Raw genomic sequence first — 23,638 nt, forward strand, 5'->3', positions numbered from 1 at the left:
TAAGGCGTCTCAGGTCAACGGGTAGGACGCCCGGCCCGAGGCCTCATCTATCTCGTCGTGCGCCTTGCCCAGGAGTTGCGAAGCAAGGTCCATGAGCGCACGCGCGCCCGCGATCTCTTCGCCGACCCGCAACTGTTCGGCGTCGGTCGGGTGCCTTTTGGCGAACCCGTGAGCCCGAAGCTCCGTGCCGTCACCGAGCCGCACCATCGCGGCAGCCCTGGTCCTGCCCTCGTGCTCGGTGAACTCCATCTCGATGTGCCATCCGACGAGTGTCTGCATGGCGGATCACCTCCAGCGGTTCCCTTCCAGGGTGCGCCGCCGGGCCGCTGATCACCACTCTTCGCTTACCAAACGGTGAGTACCTGACTTAATAGTCAGTACTTGTCGACAACTCACCACCTGACAAGGATCAAAGGGCAGCACCAGATACGTCCTCCAGCCAAGGAGCCCTTGATGCCCCAGCCTGCCCAGACCTACCAGCCTGCCCAGACGTCCCAGCCCCTTCCCCCCGTCTCGGTACTCGGCCTCGGAATGATGGGCACGGCCCTGGCCACCGCCCTCCTGAAGGCCGGCCACCCGCTCACCGTCTGGAACCGCTCCCCGTCCAAGACCGGCCCCCTGGTCGCGCAGGGGGCACTCCCCGCCGACACGCCGGCCGACGCCGTCGCCGCGAGCCCGCTGGTGATCGTCTGCTTCACCACGAACGACAACGTCGGCGAAACCCTCGCCACCGTCGACTTCACCGGCAAGACCCTCGTCAACCTCACCAATGGCACCCCGGCCCAGGCCCGCACCCTCGCCACCTGGGCAAAGCAGCAGGGTGCCGCGTACATCGACGGCGGGATCATGGCGGTGCCGCAGATGATCGCGACCCCGGCGGCGTACGTCCTCTACAGCGGCGACGAGCAGGCGTACGAGACCCACCGGCCCACCCTCGCGGCCCTCGGCGGCACCAAGTGGGCGGGCACCGACCCGGGCCGCGCCGCGCTCCACGACCTGGCGCTGCTGACCGGCATGTACGGAATGCTCATGGGCGTGGCGCAGGCCTTCGCCCTGATCCGTACGGAGAACATCCCGGCCACCGAGTTCGCCGACCCGCTGCACAACTGGCTCACCGCGATGCTGAGCGGAGTCGTGCCCGGCGTGGCCGAGGCGGTCGACTCCGGGCAGCACCTGACGGACGTCTCCAGCATCGCCATCAACCAGGCGGCCTTCCCCAACTTCATGGACACCTTCCGCGACCAGGGGATCAGCTCCGACCTCTTCGTCCCCATGCAGGAGCTGCTCGACCGCGCCGTGGAGGAGGGCCACGGAGCGGACGGCCTCTCGCGCCTGGTGGAGTTGCTCAAGCTCAAGAAGTAACGCCCGCCACGCCGAACTCGCACCACACGATCTTCCCGGGATCGCGCTCCCCGACCCCCCACCTGTCGGCAAGCGCCGCGACCAGCAACAGCCCCCGCCCGGACTCCCCGTCGCGGGCAGGCTTGCGGAGGTGGGGCAGGCCGTCGCCGCTGTCGTGGACCTCGATGCGCAGAGTCTGCCCGTACAGCAGCAGCCGCAGTTGATAGCCACGCCCCGGCGGCACCCCGTGCAGCAGCGCGTTGGTGGCCAGCTCACTCACGCAGAGCAATACGTCCTCCACGCGGCCCCCGACGCCCCACGCGACGGCCACGTCGCGCGTGAACTCTCTGGCCCTGGCGACGGACCTGCGCTCGCGCGGGTAGAACCGCTCGTGGAGGAGGGGGAGTTGTTTCACGTCGTTCATGAGACGAGGGTCACGGTCTGTGACTAGCGTGGAGCAGTACGCGCACCCGTACAAGAAATCCGTACGGGTCCTCTGCGCGTGATGTGCGGGCAAGGGTGGGGAGTTGGACCGCATGCACCCCAGAAAGCGGCAGCGGAAGAACGCGTCGGCGATGAAGCTCGTGGGAGCGCTGGTGGCCCGTTTCCGTACGGACGCGGGCCTTACCCAGCGGGAGCTGGCGGACCGGATCTGCGCGGGCGAGGAGACGGTCGCCTCGATCGAGCAGGGCAGACGACCGCTGAAGCCGGATCTGGCGAGACTGCTGGACGGTTTACTGGACACGAAGCACGCGCTGGAGACGGCGGTGGCGCACATGCCGGAGATCGACCTGATCCCGGCGTGGGCGGAGCAGTACATGGACCTGGAGCGCGAGGCAATCGCGCTGTCGTGGTTCGAGAACCAGGTGCTGCCGGGCCTGCTCCAGACGGAGCGTTACGCCCGTGCGGTCTTCCTCAGCAAGGTCCCCATCCTCGGCGAGGAGGAGACCAACGCCCAGGTGACGGCCCGTATCGAACGCCAGGAAATCCTGCACCGGAAGGTGCCTCCGACAGCGAGCTTCATCATCTCCGAGGCGATCGTGCGGGACCGCCTCGGAGGCGACGAGGTGTACGCCGAGACGCTACGGCACCTGCGAGCCTGCGCGGACCTGCCGGGCGTCACCCTCCAGCTCATGCCGCTCGGCCGTCACACCCATGCTGCACTCGACGGTCCGTTCATCCTGCTGGAAACACCGGACCACCAGCATCTCGCCTACACCGAAACCCAGCGCGGCAGCCAGCTCATCACCGACCCCAATGAGGTCAGCATCCTGGCGCAGAAATATGCGATGCTGCGAACGCAGGCCCTCAACCCCGAGGAAACGAAGGGCCTGTTGGACCGGCTGCTAGGAGAGCAATGAGCACCGCACTTGAGTGGTTCAAGTCCAGCTACAGCGGCAGCGAGGGCGGCGCATGCCTGGAAGTCGCCTACACCTGGCGCAAGTCGAGCTACAGCGGCGACGAGGGCGGCGCCTGCGTCGAAATCGCCGCCTGCCCCACCGCGGTCCACGTCCGGGATTCAAAGATCCCCGACGGCCCCACCCTCACCCTTACCCCCGCCACCTGGTCGCACTTCGCGACGTACGCAGCCGCGGCACAGGTGCCCGCGTAGCGGCGTCGGGCTGCCCCCGGAGCGTCGATCGCATCTGCCGACGGGGCCGCCTTGCCAAGGTTGGCGTCGGAGGCCCGCCCCTCAAGGGCGCTCCTACGTCGCGTCGCCTACGGCGATTCCGCTCCGCTCCACCCTTGACCGCCGGACCTCCGCCGCAATGCTTCTGGGGGGCGGCCCCCGGGGGGAGCCCACAGGGAACGCCCGGCGACTGGCGACTCGCCGCTGCCGGGCGGCGGGCGAGTGGGTGGGGCGCACCAGCTCTAGGGGCGGCTCGGCCCCAGCCTCAGCGACAGCAGCAACGGCCGCTGGTGCAACACCCCAATTGTGGGTGGTGGAACGAAACGCACCCGTGATGGCCGGAAGCGAAACGGCTGTGACTACTGCGACCGAAGAGCCGCTGGGGCTGCATCAAGTGCGGGGTTTGTTGCACCAAGCCTCCTGCCAGCACCTGCGGCAGAACTTCACGGAACCGGGCGACTCCGCCCAGGTAATTACGTCGACTACGTCCGCGTCCGAAGCTAGCCTCGACGTCCATGGTCACCCTGCAGACGATCCACGACGTGCCAGTCCTGATGTGCGCCGCCGAAGGTGCGGCAATCAGCCGGGAAAGCGACGCCTTGGATCTCATAGGCGACGCCACCTATCAGGGGGCGCAGTGGGTCGTCATCCCGGCCGAGCGGTTCGACGAGGCGTTCTTCCAGCTGCGCACCCGCGTCGCCGGTGACATCATCCAGAAGTTCGCCAACTATCGGGTGGGGATCGTCATCCTCGGCGACATCTCCCGTCACACGGCGGCCAGTTCGGCGCTGCGGGACTTCGTCCGTGAATGCAACCGTGGACGGCAGACTTGGTTCCTCGCCGATGTCGAGGAACTGCGAGAGCGGCTGAAGGGCTAAGAGCTGTCCCGTGGCCGTGTTGCGCTCGACGCGGGCGGGTCGCTGCTTGGCCAGTACCTCGTCTCGCGAGCGAGCACCCGGCAACTCGAAGTGGAGCGACTGAACACCCGTTCAGGAACGCTTCGGTTCGAAGTGCAGCGCGGTGATGCCGCAGTCGAAGGGTCGAGCAGTGACGAGGCGAAGCTGCTGGTAGGCGCCGGTGTTGGCGAACACGGGCATTCCGGCGCCGATCGCGATCGGGTTGACGAACAGGTGGAGCTCATCGAGCAGACCCTCGGCGATCAGGCTCGATACGAGCGTGCCGCCTCCGTAGGCGATCATGTCTCCGCCCGGATGCGCCTTGAGCTTGTTCACGGTCTCGGCGAGATCACCGCCGGCGACGACGGCGTTCTCCCAGGGCGACTCGGTGAGGGTGTTGGAGATGACGACCTTGGGCGTGTTGTTCATCTTGTCGATGGACGCCTGGTCCTCACCCTCGGGACCGGCCGCCCAGGCCGGGATGAACCCCTCGGCGAGCTTGCGACCCAGCACCATGCAGTCGACCGGTTCGGTGAGCGCGTCGATGTAGGCGTTGATGTCGTCCGTCCACGGGAACGTCAGCCAATCCATCTCGCCGTTCGGACCGGCCATGTAGCCATCGACGGTGGTCTGAACCTGAAGCTTGAACTTGCGCATGACGTGCTTCCTCTCGGGGTTCCCGCTGTGCCGACTACGTGATGTGAAGACTTGGCAGCCCGCCAAAACTCATCGCTCCGCCCCCACCCGGAGGAATCTAACCGCGAAGATCACCAAACGAAGCCCGTTCCACCACGATCGTCGGCAGACGGTCTACGGACTGTTCCGCCGCTGGCAGCGCCTGGGAGTGTCGGCAGGGCTGCTCACCAAGCTCCAAGCGCGAGCCAACGCGCGCGGTCGCATCGGGTGGATCCCGCGAGCCGCGATGGTCCTGCGGCGTTCGGCGGTCGTACTGTCGAACTCGTTAACGAGGAGGACTTCTGATGCGCAGCGTGACCTATTCGATGAGCGTCTCACTTGACGGCTACATCGACGGGCCGGACGGCGACTTCGACTGGACCGCCCCCGACGAGGAGGTCTTTCGCTTCTGGATCGACGAGATTCGACAGGTCGACGTCCACCTGTTGGGGCGACGGCTGTACGAGACGATGCTGTACTGGGAGACCGCCGACCAGGATCCAACGCTCGACGACTCCATGCTCGAGTGGACCGCGCTGTGGAAGCCGCTCCCAAAGGTGGTGTTCTCCACCACCCTGTCGGCGGTGCAGGGCCATGCCCGCCTGGCCTCCGGCGGCCTGGCGGAGGAGATCGAGCGGTTGCGAGCCGAGCCGGGGGAGGGCGACATCGCGATCGGCGGCGCGACCCTCGCCGCCGAGGCGGCCGCATTGGGCCTGATCGACGAGTACCGGGCCATGGTCTACCCGGTGCTGGTTGGCGGTGGCATTCCGTTCTTTCCCCAGCACGAGCGCCGGGTGGACCTCGAACTCGTCGAGACCCGCACCTTCAGCTCGAAAGTCGTCTACCTCCGCTACCGCGTGGCCCGCTAGGCCGTGTCTTCACACGCTGATGCCGATCCCGATCCCCAGTTGGTTCGGTTTTCCTTCGGTGCTGGGCTCAGTGAACGGAGAACCCGCCGTCGACGAAGATCGCCTGCCCGGTGACGTAGCCGGAGGCGCGGCCGGCCAGGAACACTGCCGCCCCGGCGAAGTCCTCGGCCACGCCGTTGCGCCCGACCATCGTGCGCGCGGCCAGCGCCGCCACCTTCCCCGGGTCGGAGGACAACCGCGCATTGAGCGGGGTCATGACGAAGCCCGGCACCAGCGTGTTGCAGGTGACGCCGTGGGGCGACCACGCCTCAGCCTGAGAGCGGGCCAGCGACTCCAGCGCCCCCTTGGAGACGCCGTAGGCGCCGCTCTGGACGAATGCCCGGTGCGCCTGCTGGGAGGTGATGTGGATGATCCGCCCGAAGCCCCGCTCGGCCATGCCGGGCCCGAAACGCTGGCCCAACAAGTAGGGCGCCTCCAGGTTCACCGCCATCGTGGCGTCCCACACCTCCTCGCCCAGCTCACCCATCGGTGGCCGCAGGTTGATCCCAGCGCTGTTGACGAGAATGTCGGGCTCGCCGAATACCTCGGCCGCCTGCTCCGCCGCCGCGCGCACCCCGTCACGCGTGCTCAGGTCGGCGCTCACCCAGGCCGCCCGGCAGCCGTCCACCGCCAGCTCGTTGACCGTGGCGGTCAGTTCTGACTCCTTGCGCGCCACGATGACCACGCTCGCCCCCGCTCGCGCGAGAGCCCCGGCGATCGCTCGGCCGATGCCGGAACTGCCGCCCGTCACCACGGCGACCCGGCCGTCCAGCGAGAACAGTTCGGAGAGGTAGCTATGCGAGATCATGCCCGCACCCTAGACGGCACGTCCACGGCGCCAGTGCCCGGAGCGGAACGCGTTGGGCGGGGAAGATCAACTGGGCAGGTGTGGCCATCTCATGAGCACCGGTGCCAAGCCACCGAGCCACCAAGAAGCAACGAGTGGTACGTCCGCCCCCGACCCCGCCCCGCCCTACCGCTCCCGGCGGACCCGACGCGCGACCTCGGTCGCCCAGTACGTCAGGATCATGTTCGCGCCGGCGCGCTTGATCCCCACCAGCGACTCCATGATCGCCTTTTCCCGGTCGATCCAGCCCCGCTCCGCCGCCGCCTCGATCATCGCGTACTCGCCACTGATCTGGTACGCCGCGACCGGTACGTCCACAGCTTCCGCGACCTTCGCCAGCACATCCAGGTATGGCCCGGCCGGCTTCACCATCACCATGTCGGCGCCCTCGTCCAGATCCAGCGCCAGCTCGCGCATGGACTCCCTCAGATTCGCCGGATCCTGCTGGTACGTCTTGCGGTCACCCCGCAGCGAAGACCCCACCGCCTCACGGAACGGACCGTAAAAGGCGGACGAGTACTTCACCGTGTACGCCAGAATCGACACGTCCTCCTTGCCGATGGTGTCCAGCGCATCGCGAACGACCCCGACCTGGCCGTCCATCATTCCGCTGGTACCCACCACATGCGCGCCCGCGTCCGCCTGGACCTGCGCCATCTCGGCGTACCGCTCCAGCGTCGCGTCGTTGTCAATACGTCCGTCCGCGTCCAGGACGCCGCAGTGCCCATGGTCGGTGTACTCGTCCAGGCACAGGTCGGACATGATCACGAGATCATCCCCCACCTCACTGCGCACCTCCCGCAGCGCGACCTGCAGGATCCCGTCCGGGTCGGTACCGGCCGTCCCGGCGGCGTCCTTCTTCTCATCAACCGGTACGCCGAACAGCATGATTCCCGCGACACCCGCCTCCACGGCCTCGACGGCCGCCTTGCGCAGCGTCTCCAGCGTGTGCTGCTGGACGCCCGGCATGGCCGAGATGGCCACGGGCTCGCTGATGCCTTCCCGTACGAACGCCGGAAGGATCAGATCGGCCGGGTGCAGTCGATTCTCGGCGACCATGCGCCGCATGGCGGGGGTGGTACGCAGCCGACGGGGCCGGGCCCCGGGAAAGGATCCATACACAGTCATGCCAAACACGCTACGCCGCCGGAACGACTCCTTTTACCGTCACCCCGTCGGCACCCTTCCCCAGCCGACGCGTGAGGGCCGGGACCTGGGGCGAAGCCCAGGTCCCGGCCCTCACGCCGCGCCCAACGCCTAAGTGGTCCGCCGCCGCCGTGACCCCGGCCGCCGCTCGCTCGGCCGCGTCACATGCTCGCCGGCCTCGATCGCCGCCTCGCGCCGCTGCGTTCCGAACGCCGCGAGCGCCTCGGCCAGCTTGTGCACCGACGGCTCCGGCGACAGAACGTCGACCCGCAGCCCGTGCTCCTCCGCCGTCTTGGCGGTAGCAGGACCAATGCACGCGATCACGGTTACGTTGTGCGGCTTACCCGCGATGCCGACCAAATTCCGCACCGTGCTCGACGACGTGAACAGAACGGCATCAAACCCGCCGCCCTTGATCGCCTCACGCGTGTCCGCCGGCGGCGGCGAAGCCCGCACCGTCCGGTACGCCGTGACGTCGTCGACCTCCCACCCGAGCTCGATCAGCCCGGCGACCAGCGTCTCCGTCGCGATGTCGGCCCGCGGCAGGAAAACGCGGTCGATCGGATCGAAGACCGGGTCGTACGGCGGCCAGTCCTCAAGCAACCCCGCCGCCGACTGCTCCCCGCTCGGCACGAGATCCGGCTTGACGCCGAACTCGACCAGCGAGGCAGCCGTCTGCTCACCCACCGCAGCGACCTTGATCCCCGCGAAAGCACGGGCATCGAGCCCGTACTCCTCGAACTTCTCCCGGACAGCCTTCACCGCGTTCACGCTGGTGAAAGCGATCCACTCGTACCGCCCCGTGACGAGCCCCTTGACCGCCCGCTCCATCTGCTGCGGGGTACGCGGCGGCTCGACGGCGATCGTCGGCACCTCGTGCGGCACGGCTCCGTAGGACCGAAGCTGGTCGGAGAGCGACGCCGCCTGCTCCTTGGTGCGCGGAACCAGCACCCGCCACCCGAACAGCGGCTTCGACTCGAACCACGACAACTGCTCGCGCTGAGCAGCGGCGCTGCGCTCGCCGACCACGGCTATGACGGGCTGGTGGCCCTCGGGCGAAGGCAGCACCTTCGCCTGCTTCAGGACCTGGGCGACCGTACCGAGCGTCGCGTTCCATGTCCGCTGCCGCGTCGTCGTACCGGCCACCGTGACACTCATCGGCGTATCGGGCTTGCGCCCGGCCGAGACGAGCTCACCCGCGGCGGCCGCGACAGAGTCCAGCGTCGTAGAGACAACAGCCGTGGCGTCGCTGGCCCCGACCTCGGACCAGCATCTGTCATCAGCCGTCCGGGCGTCGACGAAGCGCACGTCGGCGCCCCGCCCGTCGCGCAGCGGCACACCGGCGTACGCCGGCACGCCGACCGCCGACGCGACGCCGGGAACGACCTCGAAGGGAATGCCCTCGGCGGCGCAGGCGAGCATCTCCTCGCCCGCGTTGCCGTCGAGGCCGGGGTCGCCGGAGATCGCACGGACGACCCGCCTGCCGCCCCGTGCGGCCTCCATGACAAGATTGACCGCATCCCTGATCGCGGGGATACCGGCGGCAGTTGACGCATCGTCAACCACCGTCAGCTGTGGCGTGCTTACGCCCGCCCTGACATGAGTACGTACGACATCGAGCACATGTGGCTCGGCGATCAGCACGTCCGCGCTCGCGAGCGCCTCGACGGCGCGCAGCGTCAGCAGACCGGGGTCACCGGGTCCGGCGCCGAGGAATGTGACGTGCCCGGATACGGGGAACGCCGAAGGTACTGGCGTAGAGGTGGTGGTGGGGCTCATTGTGCTCGCTCCCCCATAAGACCGGCCGCACCCTTCGCGAGCATCTCGTCCGCGAGTTCGCGTCCGAGAGTGATCGCGTCGTTGTGCGACGTGGGTACGGGACCGGTAGTGGACAGCTGCACCAGCTCGGCACCGTCGGGGGTACCGACGACACCGCGCAGGCGCATTTGGTTGACAACCTGTCCGTCGGCCAGCAGGTCGGCCAGGGCACCCACAGGTGCGCTGCAACCGGCCTCCAGGGCGGCGAGCAGGGATCGCTCGGCGGTCACGGCGACCCGCGTGTGCGGGTCGTCGAGCTCGGCGAGCGCGGCAGCGAGTTCGACGCGCGTGGCGGCGCACTCGATTGCCAGGGCCCCCTGGCCGGGGGCGGGCAGGACGACATCGACCGAAAGGAACTCGGTCACTTCATCGATCCTGCCGATGCGGTTGAGGCCGGCGGCGGCCAGAACCACCGCATCCAGTTCCCCGCTCCGTACATATCCGACACGAGTGTCGATGTTCCCGCGGATCGGCACGGTCTCGATGTCGAGACCGTGGACGCGCGCGTACGCATTGAGCTGCGCCATGCGGCGCGGCGATCCGGTGCCCACCCGGGACCCTGCGGGCAGCTGGGCCAAAGTCAGCCCGTCCCTCGCGACCAACACGTCGCGCGGGTCCTCACGCTCCGGCACGGCGGCCAGCGTCAGATCGTCCGGCTGGGTGGTCGGCAGGTCTTTCAGGGAGTGAACCGCGAAGTCCACCTCACCGCTCAGCAGCGCGTCGCGCAGGGCGGTCACGAAGACGCCCGTACCGCCGATCTGCGCGAGCGCCTCTCGCGAGACGTCTCCGTACGTGGTGATCTCCACCAGCTCGACGGGTCGCCCCGTGATCCGGCGCACCGCCTCGGCGACGTGTCCGGACTGGGCCATGGCGAGCTTGCTGCGCCTGGTCCCCAGCTTCAAGGCATCCGTAGTCATGCCCGCCCTCTATTCCCACCGTCAGGGGTGTCGTTCAGGTCGGCCCTGCTGACGGCGGCGACCGTCTGCGGGTCGAGGTCGAAGAGTTCGCGCAGTGCGTCCGCGTACCCGGCGCCGCCGGGCTCGCTGGCGAGCTGCTTGACCCGCACGGTGGGCGCGTGCAGGAGCTTGTCGACGACACGGCGCACGGTCTGCGTGATCTCCGCGCGCTGCTTGCCGTCCAGTCCGGGAAGCCGCCCTTCGAGCCGGGCGACCTCGTTGCTCACCACGTCGGCCGCCATGCTGCGCAGGGCGACGACGGTGGGCGTGATCTGCGCGGCCCGCTGGGCGGCGCCGAAGGCCGCGACCTCGTCGGACACGATGGTCCGCACCTGGTCCACATCGGCGGCCATGGGCGCGTCGGCCGAAGCGTCGGCCAGCGACTCGATGTCCACCAGCCGTACGCCGTCGAGCCGGTGTACTCCGGCGTCGATGTCGCGGGGCATGGCGAGGTCGAGCAGCGCGAGCCGTACCGGCGCACCGGTGCGCACACCGGCCTGCTCGCGCTTGCGCACCTGAGCGGCGGCGGTGCCGTTGTCGGCCCAGGCTCCGTGCTGCTCCATGGAACCGGCGTCGGCGCCCTGCCGCGCGGCAGGCACGGCAGCCGCACCAGCACCAGCACCAGCCACACCAGCACCCGCACTCGCACCAGCGGCATCAGCCGGCACGGGGCAGCCCTCAGGCCCACCCGCCGCACCACGGCCCACCGCAGAAGCAGCGGCCGTGGCCGTGGCATGGTCCACCGTCACCCCGAGCGCGCTCGCGACGTTCTCCGCCGTAAGCACAAGACCCGTAGCGCCCGTGCAGGACACGACCACGTCGACTCGTGTCAGTTCCCGCGCCACATCGGCCATCGGCACGGCTCGCGCCACGCCACCCGACTCGCCCAGGATCTCCGCCAGCCGCTCCGCCCGCGCCTGAGTCCGGTTCGCGACGACGACTTCGGCCACTCCGGTGCGTACGAGCGTCGCAGCGGCCAGCGAGGACATCGAGCCCGCGCCGATCACCAGCGCCCGCTTCCCCGCCGCCCACTCGCCGACCGGCATGCCACTGCCCGCGGCGAGCTGTTCGAGGCCGAAGGTGACGAGCGACTGCCCGGCCCGGTCGATGCCGGTCTCGGAGTGCGCCCGCTTGCCGACGCGCAGCGCCTGCTGGAAGAGGTCGTTGAGGAGCCGGCCCGCGGTGTGGAGCTCCTGCCCCCGCGCGAGCGCGTCCTTGATCTGGCCGAGGATCTGCCCCTCGCCGACGACCATCGAATCGAGCCCGCACGCCACCGACAGCAGGTGGTGGACGGCCCGGTCCTCGTAGTGCACGTACAGATAAGGAGTGAGCTCTTCGAGCCCCACGCCGCTGTGCTGGGCGAGCAGCGTGGACAGCTCGGCGACACCGGCGTGGAACTTGTCCACGTCGGCGTACAGCTCGATGCGGTTGCACGTCGCGAGCACGGCGGCCTCGACCGCCGGCTCCGAGGCCAGCGTGTCCTGGAGCAGCTTGCCCTGCGCTTCGGCGGTCAGCGACGCCCGCTCCAGGACGCTGACCGGAGCGCTGCGGTGACTCAGCCCGACTACCAGAAGGCTCATGCCGGCATCACGGCGGGTACGTCCCCGTCGGGTCCCTTCCGGCTCGCGGCCGCGCTGCCGCGCAGCGGGGGCGGCGCCACGACGTCGCCCGTCGCGGCGGCCACGGCGGCGGCTTCTTCGCCGGCCTTGCGCTGCTCGTGGAAGGCGAGGATCTGGAGCTCGATGGAGAGGTCGACCTTGCGTACGTCGACCCCGTCCGGCACCGACAGCACGGTCGGCGCGAAGTTGAGGATCGAGGTCACACCGGCGGCGATGAGGCGCTCGCTGACCTGCTGGGCGGCGCCCGCCGGCGTGGCGATCACACCGATGTGGACGCCGTTGTCACTGATGATCTTCTCGAGATCGTCGGTGTGCTGTACGGGAATCCCGGCGACCGGCTTGCCCGCCATGGCGGGGTCGGCGTCTATGAGCGCGGCGACGCGGAAGCCGCGGGAGGCGAACCCGCCGTAGTTGGCGAGGGCGGCGCCGAGGTTACCGATGCCGACGATGACGACCGGCCAGTCCTGGGTGAGGCCCAGCTCGCGGGAGATCTGGTAGACGAGGTACTCGACGTCGTATCCGACCCCACGCGTCCCATAGGACCCGAGGTACGAGAAGTCCTTGCGCAGCTTCGCGGAGTTGACCCCGGCCGCGGCGGCGAGTTCCTCGGAGGAGACCGTGGGGACCGAGCGCTCGGAGAGCGCTGTCAGGGCGCGCAGATACAGCGGAAGGCGGGCGACGGTGGCCTCGGGAATGCCTCGGCTACGGGTCGCCGGTCGGTGAGTTCGGCCAGTTGCCACGGTGCTCCTGCGGGATGAGCGGGGCTGCAGGCGGCCGTATGTACCAGGACCGCCCCGTCGCATGCAGGCTATGCCTTTGTGAACGCGTGCACAAAGATGGTGTCCGTTTTGTCCGCCCAAAGTGACCGGGGTCACGCGCATCGCCCGGCCGATTCCGGAACCACGGACCGTCCGGGCTCGTTGAAGATCCGAAGGGGGCAAAACCGTACACACTCCTCACGACTACGCCCCCGAGACCGCTCAAATCGCCCATGATGCTAGCCGTCTTTCAGGCAGCTCATCAGCCATCCCGGCCCCTCAGACGCTCAGCCCTCCAGCACCTTGCGCAGCCTCCCGGCGTCCACGCGCCAGAAGGTGTGCTGCTCGCCGTCGACCAGGACGACCGGGATCTGCTCCCAGTACGCCCGGTTCAACTCCTCGTCCTGCGTGATGTCCTTCTCCTCCCAGGGCACTCCGAGCGCCCCGCAGACCTCCCTGACCACATCCCTCGCGTCGTCACAGAGATGGCACCCCGGCTTCCCGACCAACGTGACCAATCGCTCGTCGGGCTTCCTCTTGGCATTCGCGCGTCGCAACAAGGGACTCATAACGCCATTCTCGCCCCGACCGGCCTCGCCCTGACCGGTCACGCCCGGCCCACCCGCGTAACACCGGCGTCCCGGAGAGTTCACGCCGCCGCATCCCGGCAGGTCCTGAAGTACCGAACAGACTGGCTATGCTCACGACATGGCCGCACTGGGATGGCTCACCCCCCGCAGGCGCTCGGCGACAGCCCGGAGCGTGCTGGCGGGCGAGGCAGCAGCCGAGGCAGCACGCAAAACATCGCAGGAGCAGCAGGAGCAGCAGGAGCTCGAAGAGCTCCACGGACTCCTCGCGGCGCCGTCCGGCAAGCCCGCAGAGCCGGAGCCCGCGTTCCCCGTGGTCGGCGACGACCGGGCCGCCGCGTTCTTCGATCTCGACAACACCGTCATGCAGGGCGCCGCGATCTTCCACTTCGGCCGCGGCCTCTACAAGCGGAAGTTCTTCCAGCGCCAGGAGCTGGCCCGCTTCGCCTGGCAGCAGGCCTGGTTCCGGCTCGCCGGGGTCGAGGACCCCGAGCACATGCAGGACGCTCGCGAGAGCGCGCTGTCCATCGTGAAGGGCCACCGCGTCTCCGAGCTGATGTCGATCGGCGAGGAGATCTACGACGAGTACATGGCCGAGCGCATCTGGCCCGGCACCCGCGCCCTCGCCCAGGCCCACCTCGACGCGGGCCAGAAGGTCTGGCTGGTCACCGCCGCCCCCGTCGAGACGGCCACGATCATCGCCCGCCGCCTCGGCCTGACCGGCGCGCTGGGCACGGTCGCCGAGTCCGTCGACGGCGTTTATACGGGCAAGCTCGTCGGCGAGCCCCTGCACGGCCCCGCGAAGGCCGAGGCGGTCCGCGCCCTGGCCGCCGCCGAGGGCCTCGACCTGGACCGCTGCGCGGCGTACAGCGACTCCCACAACGACATCCCGATGCTGTCGCTCGTCGGGCATCCGTACGCGATCAATCCCGACGCGAAACTGCGCAGGTACGCCCGCGAACGTGAGTGGCGGCTGCGCGACTACCGGACCGGCCGCAAGGCCGCCAAGGTCGGCATCCCGGCCGCCGCCGGCGTCGGCGCCATCGCCGGCGGCACCGCGGCCGCCATGGCCCTGCACCGCCGCCGCCGCTAGCGGCGGCCCCCGCGCCGCACGACAGGCCCGGCGGGCGACACGCAATCCCAGGTCCCTACCCTCCCTCGGCTCCCGCCAGTCCTGTTACTCCCACTCGGGCACAACGCACCCAGCAATCACGCAGATTACGAAGTGATCCGGTCAATAACTGATCACGAACTGCTCCTCGAACCGCCGCGTAGACGCAAGAGAAGCGACGGAATCGATGATTTTAGCAACTGGGTGTAGCGCTGCCTGTACGAAGCGTTATTCTCCTCAGACGCATACCGGACCCCACCCGTCAGCACGACGAGTGACCGGTCTAGCACTGAACGTGTTGGAAGCTCTGCCTCTGGGAGTCCCGTGTACCCACACGTCGGGGTTGACGCCTCGGGCCTGGCTACGCTGCGCGCAACGGTCGTGGACCGCTTGCGCGGCTTCGTCCCCACCGCGTACGCCGTCCCCGCCCTTGCCACCCCTGCACTTGTCGGCCCCTGCTATGCCCTGGCCGACGGCGGTGCGGCGGTCGCCAGACGCAGCCGCGGCGCCGGCTCGGGCACCGGCACGTCCACCGCCCGTCGGCCCAGCGCCGACAGCGACAGCGCACGCATGATGGACCTCGTCGAACGCGCTCAGGCCGGCGAGGCCGATGCGTTCGGCCGCCTCTACGACCAGTACAGCGACACGGTCTACCGCTACATCTATTACCGCGTCGGCGGAAAGGCGACCGCGGAAGACCTGACGAGCGAGACGTTCCTGCGCGCCCTGCGCCGCATCTCCACCTTCACCTGGCAGGGCCGTGACTTCGGCGCCTGGCTGGTCACCATCGCCCGCAACCTGGTCGCCGACCACTTCAAATCGAGCCGGTTCCGTCTCGAAGTGACCACCGGCGAAATGCTCGACGCCAACGAGGTCGAGCGCAGCCCGGAGGACTCCGTCCTCGAATCCCTCTCGAACGCGGCCCTCCTGGAAGCGGTCCGCAAGCTCAACCCGCAGCAGCAGGAGTGCGTGACCCTGCGCTTCCTGCAGGGCCTCTCGGTCGCCGAGACGGCTCGCGTCATGGGGAAGAACGAGGGCGCGATCAAGACCCTCCAGTACCGGGCCGTCCGTACCCTGGCCCGGCTCCTGCCCGACGACGCCCGCTGACACGCGCCCGCGCACGCCCGCCGATCGGCCGACCGTTACTCACGGTCGGTAATGTCTCCATGACCCTCCATGACGTTGTGGTCGGATCATCCTTCGCGCGTAACCCAAGTGCCGCGACGCTCGTTGTGCGGGATGCAGGCTCCCTGCGGTCACGCCATGCCCGCAGCCACTCACTCGATCGTGTGGATGTGCTCATGGCGTGCAACCTTCCGGACCCCCAGGGGAGTCGATCGTCATGACGAGAGGAGGTGCCGCCAGTGATCGCGAACGTATCGGCGCACCGGCGGGCGAACGCCTTCGCCCAGGCGCTGGAGGCACAGACGCCCCAGGGCACGGCGGCAGATCAGCCCGAAGAAACGGCCGAAGGCCCAGAGGCCGCACGGCTTCTGGCCCTGGCGAACGGTCTCGGCGAGCTGCCGTCACCGGAGCTGGACCCCGAGGTCAAAGTCGTCCAGCGGGCACAGCTCATCGCCGCCATGGAAGCGATGGTCGCCGAGAGCGGCGCACCGACGGGCCCTACGGTGCCCGAGCAGCGGACCGGACGGGGAACCCACCGGGCTTCCCCGCTCCGGAAGCTGCGCCCGCGCTCCCGCTGGTCGAAGGGCATTGCCGCGGGCGGGCTCACCGTCGGTGTGGCCGCAGGAGCCTTCAGCGGAGTGGCCGCTGCGAGTTCCGACGCCCTGCCGGGTGATTCGCTGTACGGGCTGAAGCGAGGCATGGAAGACGTCAAGCTCGGCATGGCCGGCGACGACGCCGACCGTGGCGAGATCTATCTCGACAAGGCGGCGACCCGACTCATGGAGGCTCGCCGCCTCATGGAGCGCGGCCGGGCCGCCGAGCTGGACCACGAACAGCTGGGCGAGGTCAGGCGCACGCTGAGCGGGATGACGCACGACGCCGGCGAGGGTCACCGCCTTCTCACCAGGGCCTACGAGCGTGACGGCTCGATCGGCTCCATCCAGGCCCTGTCGTCGTTCGCCAAGTCGCACCGCGAAGCATGGAGCAGCCTGCGCGAGAGGCTGCCGGTGCAGCTGGCCGATGTGGGTGAGCAGGTGAGCTCGGTCTTCGACGCCATAGACGAAGAGGTGGCCCCGCTCCAGTCACTCCTTCCGCGCGCCCCGAAGTCACCCGAGAATCCCGGCCGCCCCGGCGGCTCCACCCAGGACCGTACGGGCACACCGGGCACCGACCGCCCCGCTGCTCCTTCCAGCACCACATCCTCCGGCGGCCGAACGGGCGGCGACAGCAAGCCCCACCCGTCGGCTCCCCGGAGCAGCGCCGAGGACGACGGCCTCATCGGCGGCGCCCCCGGCGACCTCCTGGACCCCCCGTCGGCCGACACGACGACCCCGTCGTCACCGTCCTCCAAGGACAAGGACCGCAACAACCCGCCGGTCCCGGACGTCACGGTCCCCCCGCTGCTCCCCGGAATCCTGCCGGGCCTGGGCATCGAGGAGGAGAACGCGCCGTAACACCAGGCACCCAGCTACACCCGTGGGCCCGCTCTCTCCGGAGACCGGGCCCACACCCTTCCCCTCAGGTCCCCTCAGAAGAAAACAGACCGCCGCTGCACCAGCAGCTTGTACAGCGTGTGCTGGATCTGCTCCCGCACCTGATCCGTCAGGTTGAACATCAGCATCGGGTCCTCCGCCGCCTCCGCCGGATAACCATCCGTAGGAATGGGCTCCCCGAACTGAATCGTCCACTTCGTGGGCAGCGGCACGGCCCCCAGCGGCCCCAGCCAGGGGAACGTTGGCGTGAGAGGGAAGTACGGAATCCCCAGCACGCGCGCCAGCGTCCGCGCGTTCCCGATCATCGGGTAGATCTCCTCAGCCCCCACGATCGAGCAGGGCACAATCGGCGCCCCCGCCCGCAGCGCGGTGGAGACGAACCCGCCCCGCCCGAACCGCTGCAGCTTGTACCGCTCGCTGAACGGCTTCCCGATCCCCTTGAAGCCCTCCGGCATCACCCCGACGACCTCACCCCGCCGCAGCAGCTCCTCCGCGTCCTCCGCGCAGGCCAGCGTGTGCCCGGCCTTGCGCGCCAGCTCGTTCACGACCGGCAGCATGAAAACCAAGTCCGCCGCGAGCAGCCGCACGTGCCGCCCGTCCGGGTGCTTGTCGTGCACCGCGGCCTGGAGCATCAGCCCGTCCAGCGGCAGCGTCCCCGAGTGGTTGGCGACGATGAGCGCCCCGCCCTCCGCCGGGATGTTCTCGATGCCCTTGACCTCAACCCGGAAGTACTTCTCGTACAAGGGCCTGATCATCGACATCAGGACCTTGTCGGTGAGCTCCTCGTCGTACCCGAACTCGTCGACCTCGTAGTCCCCGGTGAGCCGCCGCCGCAAGAACGCGAGCCCACCCGCGATCCGCCGGTCCCAGCCACCCCCGCCACCCGGATCCGCAGCCGGCTCCTCCGGCGCCACCAGTGCGGCCTTGGCGACCGCCTCGACCGCCGCGTCGTCCGGCGCCGCGTGCTGCTCCGGTACGGGCGCGAGCGGCCCTCCCTTGCGCCCGGGAGGCCGCTTCCCCTTGGCCTCCTTGCCGGCGGCGCCGCCACCGGCACCGGCACCACCCGCACCGGCGTCCTTGGACTTGGGCCGGACCCGCCTGGTCCGCGGATCGTCACCGAAGGGGATGACCTTGGCATCGGCCATGTCAGATGCGCTCCTTGCTGACGACGAGAGTGGAGAGCCGGTCGACGGTACGGCCAATCGCCTCGGGCGGCAGCAGGCCGGCGCCCCGGCTGCGTACGAAGTCGGAGAAGGCCTCCGCGGTCGTGTACTTGGGCTCAAAACCCAGTGTCTCGCGCATCTGGGTGGTTCTGACGACCCGTCCATGCGTCAGCAGCCGGATCTGCTCGGGCGAGAAGTCGGTCACCCCGACGGTCCGCAGCGCGGACCCGACCCAGGTGACGGCGGGCAGCAGCACCGGCACAGTCGGCCGCCCGAGCCGCCGCGAGCACTGAGAGAGCGTCAGCACACCGTCGCCGGCGATATTGAAGGTGCCGCTGTTCATCGTGGAGCGCCGCGGGTCGTGCGAGGCGATGCGCAGCACATCGATGACGTCGTCCTCATGGACGAACTGCAGCCGCGGGTCGTACCCGAACACCGTGGGAAGCACCGGCAGCGAAAAGTAGTCAGCCAGCGGAGAGTCGGCGCAGGGCCCGAGAATGTTGGCGAATCGGAGCACACACACGGCCACATCGGGCCGCCGGCGCGCGAAGCCCCGTACGTACCCCTCGACCTCGACCGCGTCCTTGGCGAAGCCTCCGCTGGGCAACGACTTCGGCGACGTGGTCTCGGTGAAGACGGCGGGATCGCGCGGCGCCGACCCGTACACGCTCGTACTGGACTTCACGACGAGCCGCTGCACGGTCGGCGACTTCTGGCAGGCACCGAGCAGCTGCATGGTGCCGATGACGTTGGTTTCCTTCACCGACGTACGGCTGCCGCCGGAGCCCAGCGGCGTACCGGTGACGTCCATGTGGACGACGGTGTCGACGCCGTGCTCGGCGAGCACGCGCGCGATGGCGGGCTGGCGGATGTCCGCCTGCACGAAGTCCGCGCCACCCAGGTGGTGCTCAGGCGGGATCGCGTCGACTCCGACCACCCGGTCCACGTCGGGATCGCGCTGGATGCGCCGTACGAAACGGCCGCCCAGCTGCCGGGCCACCCCTGTGACGAGCACGACCTTGCCCAAGATCAGCGCCTTCCCTCGGTCTCCCCTAGCGCCACCGTAGCGGCTGGACGTTGCGCTGTGATGACCGCACGGCACCTGAAGTGACAGCAGACACACATGGGCTACATGAGCCGCATGAGCCGCAAGGTCCACAACGCACCACAGCCCTCCCACCATGACGGTGGAAGGGCTGCGAAGACACGTACAGCGGCCGCTTACTTCTTGTTGCGACGCTGAACGCGGGTGCGCTTGAGCAGCTTGCGGTGCTTCTTCTTGGCCATCCGCTTACGCCGCTTCTTGATAACAGAGCCCACGACTACCCTCGCTCACTTCTCTTCACTCGGTGCGGGGCGTCTGGGCCCACACGACCTACGAGGGCCTAGCCTACCCGCCACCGAGAGAGGGACGTAATCCGAGGCCGCCGTCAGGCCGATTCCACCCCCACAAAGGACTCGCGGAGGTACTCGTGAACTGCTTGCTCCGGAACCCGGAAGGACCTGCCCACCCGGATCGCCGGCAGATGACCGCTGTGCACCAAGCGGTACACGGTCATCTTCGACACTCGCATCACCGAGGCGACTTCCGCCACGGTCAGAAACTTGACCTCGTTGAGAGGCCTCTCGTTGCCAGCAGCCATGACCCACCTGTACCTTCCGCACCCGACGCGCACCGGCTTCCCCTCCGGTGACTCTTCGTCGTTGTGCGCTCACTCCCAGAGTAGGGGCGGGTGATGCGAGTGGGGAAGAGGAGCAGCCATCGGTCCGCTACCGTGACAGACACGCCCGATTGAGTACATAGCGAGTAAGCGGTCGGTAGTAATCAGACCGCACAGCATCATCAAGCGGAACGGCGACGGACACCCGCCCCTCGGCCTCTCCGACGAACAGCGCGGGATCATCGGTATCGGCGAGCCCAATGGCCTCAAACCCCAACTGACCTGCACCGCAGACCCACCCGTGGTCCCCGACGACAAGCCCGGGCAAGGGCCCTCCCGCCTCCCCCGCGGCGGCCAGCGCGACCCTAACCGGGAGGGGTGAATGGCTGTGTGCGCCGGTATCACTCACGGGGCCCCGCGCGCCGGGTTCGCGCACCAGCGCTACTCCTCGTACGTAGTCAAGGTTGTACGTGCGTACCCCGAACCGGGTCGTTATGTCGACACATCGCCCCTGCGCGGGTGTGAGGACAAGACACCCCGCCGCCGACAAGGCGTCTGCGAGTTCGGCGTAGAAACCGAGCAGCCGATGCGGATGTCCGGTCCCGAACAGCACCGGCACCCCCTGCGCGGCGGCTTCCCCGAGCCGCCCCGCGAACGCCTCCAGCCCGGCCAGCGTCCGCTCCGGATCGATCACATCAGCCCCGCTGACCCACCCCGGGTCACCGGACACTCCACACCTGTCCGCCATCAGCGCCATCACCTCGAGCTCGCCCCACGCCCCTTCGGGATCGAGTCCGAGCATCACCCGGGGGTCCCGCGCGGCGAACAGCCGGTAGCTCCGCAGGCTTGCCTCCCGAGAGGTGGCCACGGTCCCGGCCAGCCGGGTCGCCAACAGATGCGCACGCAAAGCGCCGGTACTCAACACCCTCCCGATGCTCCCGCACCCCCACCGCGCTTTCCCCAAATTCCCCGACACTCACCACACTTGGCCTAACCCCCACCTCAAGCCGACCCTCAAGCCCGTCCGGCGCTTGAGGACAAGCCCACAGGGCGTCCGGCGTCTGGGGGCTTGCCCCAACCCCCGCACCCACCACCCCCAAGCCCGTCCGGCGCTTGAGGACAAGCCCGCAGGGCGTCCGGGGTCTGGGGGCTTGCCCCCAGTTCGGGAAGGGGCGGGTAGGGGAAAGCCCCGCGCAGCGGCCCAGAGCCCGCACCCGCCGCACCCGCACCCGCACCCGCACCCGCACCCGCACCCGCCCTACGCCAACAACCCCCGCAAGGGAAACGCCGCTCGCCGAGCCGCCAGCACCGCCTGGTCCAGCCGATCCGCAGGGTCGTACCCCGCGTCCCACCCGTCCCACACCGGCACCACCCCGTCCGTCATCCGCCCCGGCCCCAACTGCCGTGTACGCGCATACACTTCGTCCCGCCAAGACGCCGGAATCACCGACTCCGGATCAACCGGCCGATGCGCCGCGATCCCCACCAGATGCGTCCAGGACCGCGGCACGACATCCACCACCGCATATCCCCCACCCCCCAGCGCAACCCACGCCCCACCCTCCACGTACTCGTGCGCGAGCTCATGACACGCCGTCTGCACCGCCCGCTGCGCATCCAGCGAAACAGCCAAATGCGCCAGCGGATCCTCGAAGTGCGTATCCGCCCCGTGCTGCGTAACCAGCACCTGAGGCCGAAAGTCCGCCAGCAGCTCCGGTACGACCGCATGGAACGCCCGCAGCCACCCCGCGTCCCCCGTCCCCGCCGGCAGCGCCACGTTCACGGCCGAGCCCTCGGCCGCCCCGCTCGCGCCCGTCTCCTCCGGCCACCCGGTCCCCGGAAACAGCGTCCGCGGATGCTCGTGCAGCGACACCGTCAGCACCCGCGGGTCCTCCCAGAACGCCGCCTGCACCCCGTCCCCGTGGTGCACGTCCACATCCACATACGCGACCCGCTCCGCTCCGAGCTCCAGCAGCCGCGCGATCGCGAGCGCCGCGTCGTTGTAAATGCAGAACCCCGCCGCACCCCCCGGCATCGCGTGATGCAGCCCACCCGCGAAGTTCACCGCGTGCGCGGCCTCCCCCCGCCAGACCGCCTCCGCCGCCCCCACTGACTGCCCGGCGATCAGCGCGGAAGCCTCATGCATCCCCGCGAAGGCCGGATCATCAACGGTCCCGAGCCCATACGCCTGATCAGCTCCCCGCGGATCCGCCGAAGCCGCCCGAACCGCCGCCACATAGTCCTCGCGGTGCACGAGCCGCAGCGTCGAGTCCCCCGCAGCCGGCGCGGCGACCACATCCACCGCCCGGTCCAGCTCGTACGCCCGTACGAGCCCCATGGTCAGGTCGAGCCTGACCGGGTCCATCGGATGACTGGCCCCGAAGTTGTAGCCGGTTACCGCGTCATCCCACATCAACAGTGCGCGCCCGCTCATGCCCGCCACCGTATCGGTCGCTCCCGGACCCGAATGAACGGGCGTACACCAGCGTCACCAGCACCAGAACCATCGGCACGAGCATCGCCCCCCGATAGCTCCACCCATCCCCCAGCGCCCCCACCAACGGCGCCCCCACCATCGACGTACCACCGACTGCCGACAAACGCCGCAGGCAACAACACAGCCACCACAGGCAGATACGAAACGACCAGCGCCAGATCCCAGTGCGCCCCCACCCACGCGAGCGACGCCCCGACAATCCCCCCGAGGCTGTACGCCGCATGAAACCCGAGCATGATGCTGCGCCCGTACGCCCGCTGAAGGCTCACGCCCAGCATGTTCATGGCCGCGTCCAACGCCCCGACCGCCGCCCCGAACACCCCAGCGCGACGGCCACTTGCCACATCTCACGGCCGGCCCCCACCCCGACAAGCGCCAGCAGCACGACCGGCTGCGACCACCGCAGTACGGCGCTGGGCCTGACCCGCTTCACCAGCTGCTCAGTCACGACGCTGCCGACACCCGCCAGAATCGGCACGCCGGCCAGGAAGACCGGCAGGAGCCCGTCGGATATCCCGTACCGGTCCTGAATCGCGGGCAGCCGCGTCACGAGCAGCGCAAAAGCCACGCCCTGCGCGAAGAAGCTCAACCCCAAGGAAGCCCTGCCGCGCCGCAGGCGCATGTCTGTCATGGCGGCACAGCGTAGGCCTGCCACCTACTGATCGGTAGATCGATCAGGCAAGCAATCTCCGCAGCTCCCCCAACTCCGAGAAGAGCCCGGTCGCCCCCGAAAGCCGGTCGGCCGGAGTCATGGCCGTGAAGCCGTACACATCCATCCCGGCGGCCCTGGCCGCCTCCACCCCGAGCTGACTGTCCTCCACCACGACACACCGGTCCGCCGGTACGCCCATTCGTTCTGCGGCGTGAAGGAAGAGGTCAGGCGCCGGCTTGCCCCGCCCGACATCCTGCGAGCTGAAAATCCAGCTGTCCTCGAACCACTCGTCGAGCCCCGTCACCAGATGCCCGACCCGAATCCGCTCATGACTTCCGGACGATGCGAGGCAGTACGACACCCCGTCCGCCACCAACTTCCCCAGCAATTCCTCCGCCCCGGCGACGGGCTTCAGCTCCTGCTCGAAGGCGGCGAAGATCCGGGCGTGCAGGGTCTTGTCGAAGTCGTCGGGCAGCCGCCGCCCGGTCCGTTCCAGCACAACATCGTGGATCCGGTGCACGGCACCACCCATGTAGTCCCGTAGCGAATCCTCGTACGAGGTGGGGTGGCCAAGCTCGCTCAGGTAGCCGGCGAGGACGGTGTTGGAGATCGGCTCACTGTCCACGAGGACGCCGTCGTTGTCGAAGATGATGAGGTCGTAGCGCATGACTTGACCTTAAACGCAAAAAAGCCCCGGCCCCTGGACATAAGTCCAGGGGCCGGGGCATAAAATTTGTTCGGCGGCGTCCTACTCT

Annotated in this window: 25 protein-coding genes and 1 pseudogene; 8 read left to right on the forward strand and 18 right to left on the reverse strand. The window is 69.0% G+C overall.

From position 1 onward, the window contains the following. Nucleotides 1-9 precede the first annotated feature (9 nt). A complete protein-coding gene (locus tag J7E91_RS24445) occupies nucleotides 10-279 on the reverse strand; it encodes a DUF1876 domain-containing protein (protein ID WP_214908346.1) in 270 nt (89 codons plus the stop codon). A gap of 174 nt (nucleotides 280-453) precedes the next feature. Between J7E91_RS24445 and J7E91_RS24450 the strand changes: the two genes are divergently transcribed. Continuing rightward, nucleotides 454-1,362 carry an NAD(P)-dependent oxidoreductase gene (locus J7E91_RS24450; RefSeq protein ID WP_214908347.1) on the forward strand — a complete coding sequence of 303 codons (909 nt, stop codon included), beginning with the start codon at nucleotides 454-456 and terminating at the stop codon, nucleotides 1,360-1,362. On the opposite strand, the gene J7E91_RS24455 is transcribed toward J7E91_RS24450, so the two are convergent. Then, nucleotides 1,352-1,765: an ATP-binding protein gene (locus J7E91_RS24455; RefSeq protein WP_214908348.1), complete on the reverse strand. Its 414-nt coding sequence runs from the start codon at nucleotides 1,763-1,765 to the stop codon at nucleotides 1,352-1,354. The genes J7E91_RS24450 and J7E91_RS24455 overlap by 11 nt on opposite strands. Nucleotides 1,766-1,877: 112 nt before the next feature. Between J7E91_RS24455 and J7E91_RS24460 the strand changes: the two genes are divergently transcribed. From J7E91_RS24460 to J7E91_RS24470, 3 genes are all read left to right on the forward strand, one after another. Next, nucleotides 1,878-2,702: a helix-turn-helix transcriptional regulator gene (locus J7E91_RS24460; RefSeq protein ID WP_214908349.1), complete on the forward strand. Its 825-nt coding sequence runs from the start codon at nucleotides 1,878-1,880 to the stop codon at nucleotides 2,700-2,702. Further along, a complete protein-coding gene (locus tag J7E91_RS24465; RefSeq protein WP_214908350.1) occupies nucleotides 2,699-2,953 on the forward strand; it encodes a DUF397 domain-containing protein in 255 nt (84 codons plus the stop codon). The genes J7E91_RS24460 and J7E91_RS24465 overlap by 4 nt, the downstream gene beginning before the upstream one ends. 533 nt (nucleotides 2,954-3,486) lie before the next feature. Further along, complete coding sequence (locus J7E91_RS24470; RefSeq protein WP_214908352.1) at nucleotides 3,487-3,849, forward strand: DUF4180 domain-containing protein; 363 nt, start codon at nucleotides 3,487-3,489, stop codon at nucleotides 3,847-3,849. Nucleotides 3,850-3,960: 111 nt separating this feature from the next. On the opposite strand, the gene J7E91_RS24475 is transcribed toward J7E91_RS24470, so the two are convergent. Further along, entirely contained in the window at nucleotides 3,961-4,524 is a 564-nt protein-coding gene (locus J7E91_RS24475; protein WP_214908354.1) for a dihydrofolate reductase family protein, read from the reverse strand. 323 nt (nucleotides 4,525-4,847) lie between these two features. Here J7E91_RS24475 and J7E91_RS24480 point away from each other — a divergent pair, with 323 nt between their 5' ends. Further along, a complete protein-coding gene (locus tag J7E91_RS24480) occupies nucleotides 4,848-5,411 on the forward strand; it encodes a dihydrofolate reductase family protein (RefSeq protein WP_214908356.1) in 564 nt (187 codons plus the stop codon). A 67-nt stretch (nucleotides 5,412-5,478) separates the two neighbouring features. On the opposite strand, the gene J7E91_RS24485 is transcribed toward J7E91_RS24480, so the two are convergent. The 7 genes from J7E91_RS24485 to J7E91_RS24515 all read right to left on the reverse strand — a co-directional run bounded on the left by J7E91_RS24485 (nucleotide 5,479) and on the right by J7E91_RS24515 (nucleotide 13,163). Next, nucleotides 5,479-6,258: an SDR family NAD(P)-dependent oxidoreductase gene (locus tag J7E91_RS24485; RefSeq protein ID WP_214908359.1), complete on the reverse strand. Its 780-nt coding sequence runs from the start codon at nucleotides 6,256-6,258 to the stop codon at nucleotides 5,479-5,481. Nucleotides 6,259-6,423: 165 nt separating this feature from the next. Next, nucleotides 6,424-7,425 (reverse strand): porphobilinogen synthase, encoded by a 1,002-nt coding sequence (hemB, locus tag J7E91_RS24490; RefSeq protein ID WP_214908360.1) that lies wholly within the window; start codon nucleotides 7,423-7,425, stop codon nucleotides 6,424-6,426. 129 nt (nucleotides 7,426-7,554) lie between these two features. Further along, nucleotides 7,555-9,222 carry a bifunctional uroporphyrinogen-III C-methyltransferase/uroporphyrinogen-III synthase gene (locus J7E91_RS24495; protein WP_214908361.1) on the reverse strand — a complete coding sequence of 556 codons (1,668 nt, stop codon included), beginning with the start codon at nucleotides 9,220-9,222 and terminating at the stop codon, nucleotides 7,555-7,557. After that, the gene (gene hemC, locus J7E91_RS24500; protein ID WP_214908362.1) at nucleotides 9,219-10,178 is read right to left on the reverse strand and encodes a hydroxymethylbilane synthase; all 960 of its coding nucleotides are present in this window, start codon (nucleotides 10,176-10,178) and stop codon (nucleotides 9,219-9,221) included. Before hemC ends, J7E91_RS24495 begins: the two co-directional genes overlap by 4 nt. Next, complete coding sequence (locus J7E91_RS24505; RefSeq protein ID WP_214908363.1) at nucleotides 10,175-11,797, reverse strand: glutamyl-tRNA reductase; 1,623 nt, start codon at nucleotides 11,795-11,797, stop codon at nucleotides 10,175-10,177. The genes hemC and J7E91_RS24505 overlap by 4 nt, the downstream gene beginning before the upstream one ends. Continuing rightward, a complete protein-coding gene (locus J7E91_RS24510; protein WP_028815289.1) occupies nucleotides 11,794-12,576 on the reverse strand; it encodes a redox-sensing transcriptional repressor Rex in 783 nt (260 codons plus the stop codon). The genes J7E91_RS24505 and J7E91_RS24510 overlap by 4 nt, the downstream gene beginning before the upstream one ends. Nucleotides 12,577-12,881: 305 nt before the next feature. Continuing rightward, nucleotides 12,882-13,163 (reverse strand): glutaredoxin family protein, encoded by a 282-nt coding sequence (locus J7E91_RS24515; protein WP_214908365.1) that lies wholly within the window; start codon nucleotides 13,161-13,163, stop codon nucleotides 12,882-12,884. 139 nt (nucleotides 13,164-13,302) lie between these two features. Between J7E91_RS24515 and J7E91_RS24520 the strand changes: the two genes are divergently transcribed. From J7E91_RS24520 to J7E91_RS24530, 3 genes are all read left to right on the forward strand, one after another. Then, nucleotides 13,303-14,274, forward strand: a complete 972-nt coding sequence (locus J7E91_RS24520; RefSeq protein WP_214908367.1) for an HAD family phosphatase — start codon at nucleotides 13,303-13,305, stop codon at nucleotides 14,272-14,274. A gap of 342 nt (nucleotides 14,275-14,616) precedes the next feature. Beyond that, complete coding sequence (locus J7E91_RS24525) at nucleotides 14,617-15,399, forward strand: ECF subfamily RNA polymerase sigma factor, BldN family (RefSeq protein WP_214908368.1); 783 nt, start codon at nucleotides 14,617-14,619, stop codon at nucleotides 15,397-15,399. Between the two features lie 257 nt (nucleotides 15,400-15,656). Then, nucleotides 15,657-16,871, forward strand: a complete 1,215-nt coding sequence (locus tag J7E91_RS24530; RefSeq protein ID WP_214908369.1) for a DUF5667 domain-containing protein — start codon at nucleotides 15,657-15,659, stop codon at nucleotides 16,869-16,871. A gap of 74 nt (nucleotides 16,872-16,945) precedes the next feature. Here the strand turns inward: J7E91_RS24530 and J7E91_RS24535 are convergent, their stop codons facing one another. The 8 genes and pseudogenes from J7E91_RS24535 to J7E91_RS24570 all read right to left on the reverse strand — a co-directional run bounded on the left by J7E91_RS24535 (nucleotide 16,946) and on the right by J7E91_RS24570 (nucleotide 23,550). Then, the gene (locus J7E91_RS24535; RefSeq protein ID WP_214908370.1) at nucleotides 16,946-18,055 is read right to left on the reverse strand and encodes a lysophospholipid acyltransferase family protein; all 1,110 of its coding nucleotides are present in this window, start codon (nucleotides 18,053-18,055) and stop codon (nucleotides 16,946-16,948) included. 1 nt (nucleotide 18,056) lies between these two features. Continuing rightward, nucleotides 18,057-19,100 carry an NAD-dependent epimerase/dehydratase family protein gene (locus J7E91_RS24540; RefSeq protein WP_214908372.1) on the reverse strand — a complete coding sequence of 348 codons (1,044 nt, stop codon included), beginning with the start codon at nucleotides 19,098-19,100 and terminating at the stop codon, nucleotides 18,057-18,059. 194 nt (nucleotides 19,101-19,294) lie between these two features. Then, nucleotides 19,295-19,393 carry a 30S ribosomal protein bS22 gene (locus J7E91_RS24545; protein WP_003948845.1) on the reverse strand — a complete coding sequence of 33 codons (99 nt, stop codon included), beginning with the start codon at nucleotides 19,391-19,393 and terminating at the stop codon, nucleotides 19,295-19,297. 110 nt (nucleotides 19,394-19,503) lie between these two features. Next, nucleotides 19,504-19,716 (reverse strand): helix-turn-helix domain-containing protein, encoded by a 213-nt coding sequence (locus J7E91_RS24550; RefSeq protein ID WP_187283169.1) that lies wholly within the window; start codon nucleotides 19,714-19,716, stop codon nucleotides 19,504-19,506. A gap of 127 nt (nucleotides 19,717-19,843) precedes the next feature. Further along, entirely contained in the window at nucleotides 19,844-20,659 is an 816-nt protein-coding gene (locus J7E91_RS24555; RefSeq protein WP_214908373.1) for a phosphatase, read from the reverse strand. Between the two features lie 333 nt (nucleotides 20,660-20,992). Next, entirely contained in the window at nucleotides 20,993-22,168 is a 1,176-nt protein-coding gene (locus tag J7E91_RS24560; protein ID WP_214908374.1) for an acetoin utilization protein AcuC, read from the reverse strand. Further along, nucleotides 22,137-22,862: pseudogene (locus J7E91_RS24565) on the reverse strand (hypothetical protein). The gene J7E91_RS24560 and the pseudogene J7E91_RS24565 overlap by 32 nt, the downstream one beginning before the upstream one ends. A gap of 43 nt (nucleotides 22,863-22,905) precedes the next feature. Next, nucleotides 22,906-23,550, reverse strand: a complete 645-nt coding sequence (locus J7E91_RS24570; protein WP_214908375.1) for an HAD family phosphatase — start codon at nucleotides 23,548-23,550, stop codon at nucleotides 22,906-22,908. Nucleotides 23,551-23,638 lie beyond the last annotated feature (88 nt).

Origin of the sequence: Streptomyces sp. ISL-99, from assembly GCF_018614005.1 — a bacterium.
GTDB lineage: Bacteria > Actinomycetota > Actinomycetes > Streptomycetales > Streptomycetaceae > Streptomyces > Streptomyces flavidovirens.

Bases quoted from the DNA above. Each gene is read 5' to 3' on its own strand.
- J7E91_RS24445 (WP_214908346.1), bottom strand. From the start codon at position 279: ATGCAGACACTCGTCGGATGGCACATCGAGATGGAGTTCACCGAGCAC.
- J7E91_RS24450 (WP_214908347.1), top strand. From the start codon at position 454: ATGCCCCAGCCTGCCCAGACCTACCAGCCTGCCCAGACGTCCCAGCCC.
- J7E91_RS24455 (WP_214908348.1), bottom strand. From the start codon at position 1,765: ATGAACGACGTGAAACAACTCCCCCTCCTCCACGAGCGGTTCTACCCG.
- J7E91_RS24460 (WP_214908349.1), top strand. From the start codon at position 1,878: ATGCACCCCAGAAAGCGGCAGCGGAAGAACGCGTCGGCGATGAAGCTC.
- J7E91_RS24465 (WP_214908350.1), top strand. From the start codon at position 2,699: ATGAGCACCGCACTTGAGTGGTTCAAGTCCAGCTACAGCGGCAGCGAG.
- J7E91_RS24470 (WP_214908352.1), top strand. From the start codon at position 3,487: ATGGTCACCCTGCAGACGATCCACGACGTGCCAGTCCTGATGTGCGCC.
- J7E91_RS24475 (WP_214908354.1), bottom strand. From the start codon at position 4,524: ATGCGCAAGTTCAAGCTTCAGGTTCAGACCACCGTCGATGGCTACATG.
- J7E91_RS24480 (WP_214908356.1), top strand. From the start codon at position 4,848: ATGCGCAGCGTGACCTATTCGATGAGCGTCTCACTTGACGGCTACATC.
- J7E91_RS24485 (WP_214908359.1), bottom strand. From the start codon at position 6,258: ATGATCTCGCATAGCTACCTCTCCGAACTGTTCTCGCTGGACGGCCGG.
- hemB (WP_214908360.1), bottom strand. From the start codon at position 7,425: ATGACTGTGTATGGATCCTTTCCCGGGGCCCGGCCCCGTCGGCTGCGT.
- J7E91_RS24495 (WP_214908361.1), bottom strand. From the start codon at position 9,222: ATGAGCCCCACCACCACCTCTACGCCAGTACCTTCGGCGTTCCCCGTA.
- hemC (WP_214908362.1), bottom strand. From the start codon at position 10,178: ATGACTACGGATGCCTTGAAGCTGGGGACCAGGCGCAGCAAGCTCGCC.
- J7E91_RS24505 (WP_214908363.1), bottom strand. From the start codon at position 11,797: ATGAGCCTTCTGGTAGTCGGGCTGAGTCACCGCAGCGCTCCGGTCAGC.
- J7E91_RS24515 (WP_214908365.1), bottom strand. From the start codon at position 13,163: ATGAGTCCCTTGTTGCGACGCGCGAATGCCAAGAGGAAGCCCGACGAG.
- J7E91_RS24520 (WP_214908367.1), top strand. From the start codon at position 13,303: ATGGCCGCACTGGGATGGCTCACCCCCCGCAGGCGCTCGGCGACAGCC.
- J7E91_RS24535 (WP_214908370.1), bottom strand. From the start codon at position 18,055: ATGGCCGATGCCAAGGTCATCCCCTTCGGTGACGATCCGCGGACCAGG.
- J7E91_RS24550 (WP_187283169.1), bottom strand. From the start codon at position 19,716: ATGGCTGCTGGCAACGAGAGGCCTCTCAACGAGGTCAAGTTTCTGACC.
- J7E91_RS24560 (WP_214908374.1), bottom strand. From the start codon at position 22,168: ATGAGCGGGCGCGCACTGTTGATGTGGGATGACGCGGTAACCGGCTAC.
- J7E91_RS24570 (WP_214908375.1), bottom strand. From the start codon at position 23,550: ATGCGCTACGACCTCATCATCTTCGACAACGACGGCGTCCTCGTGGAC.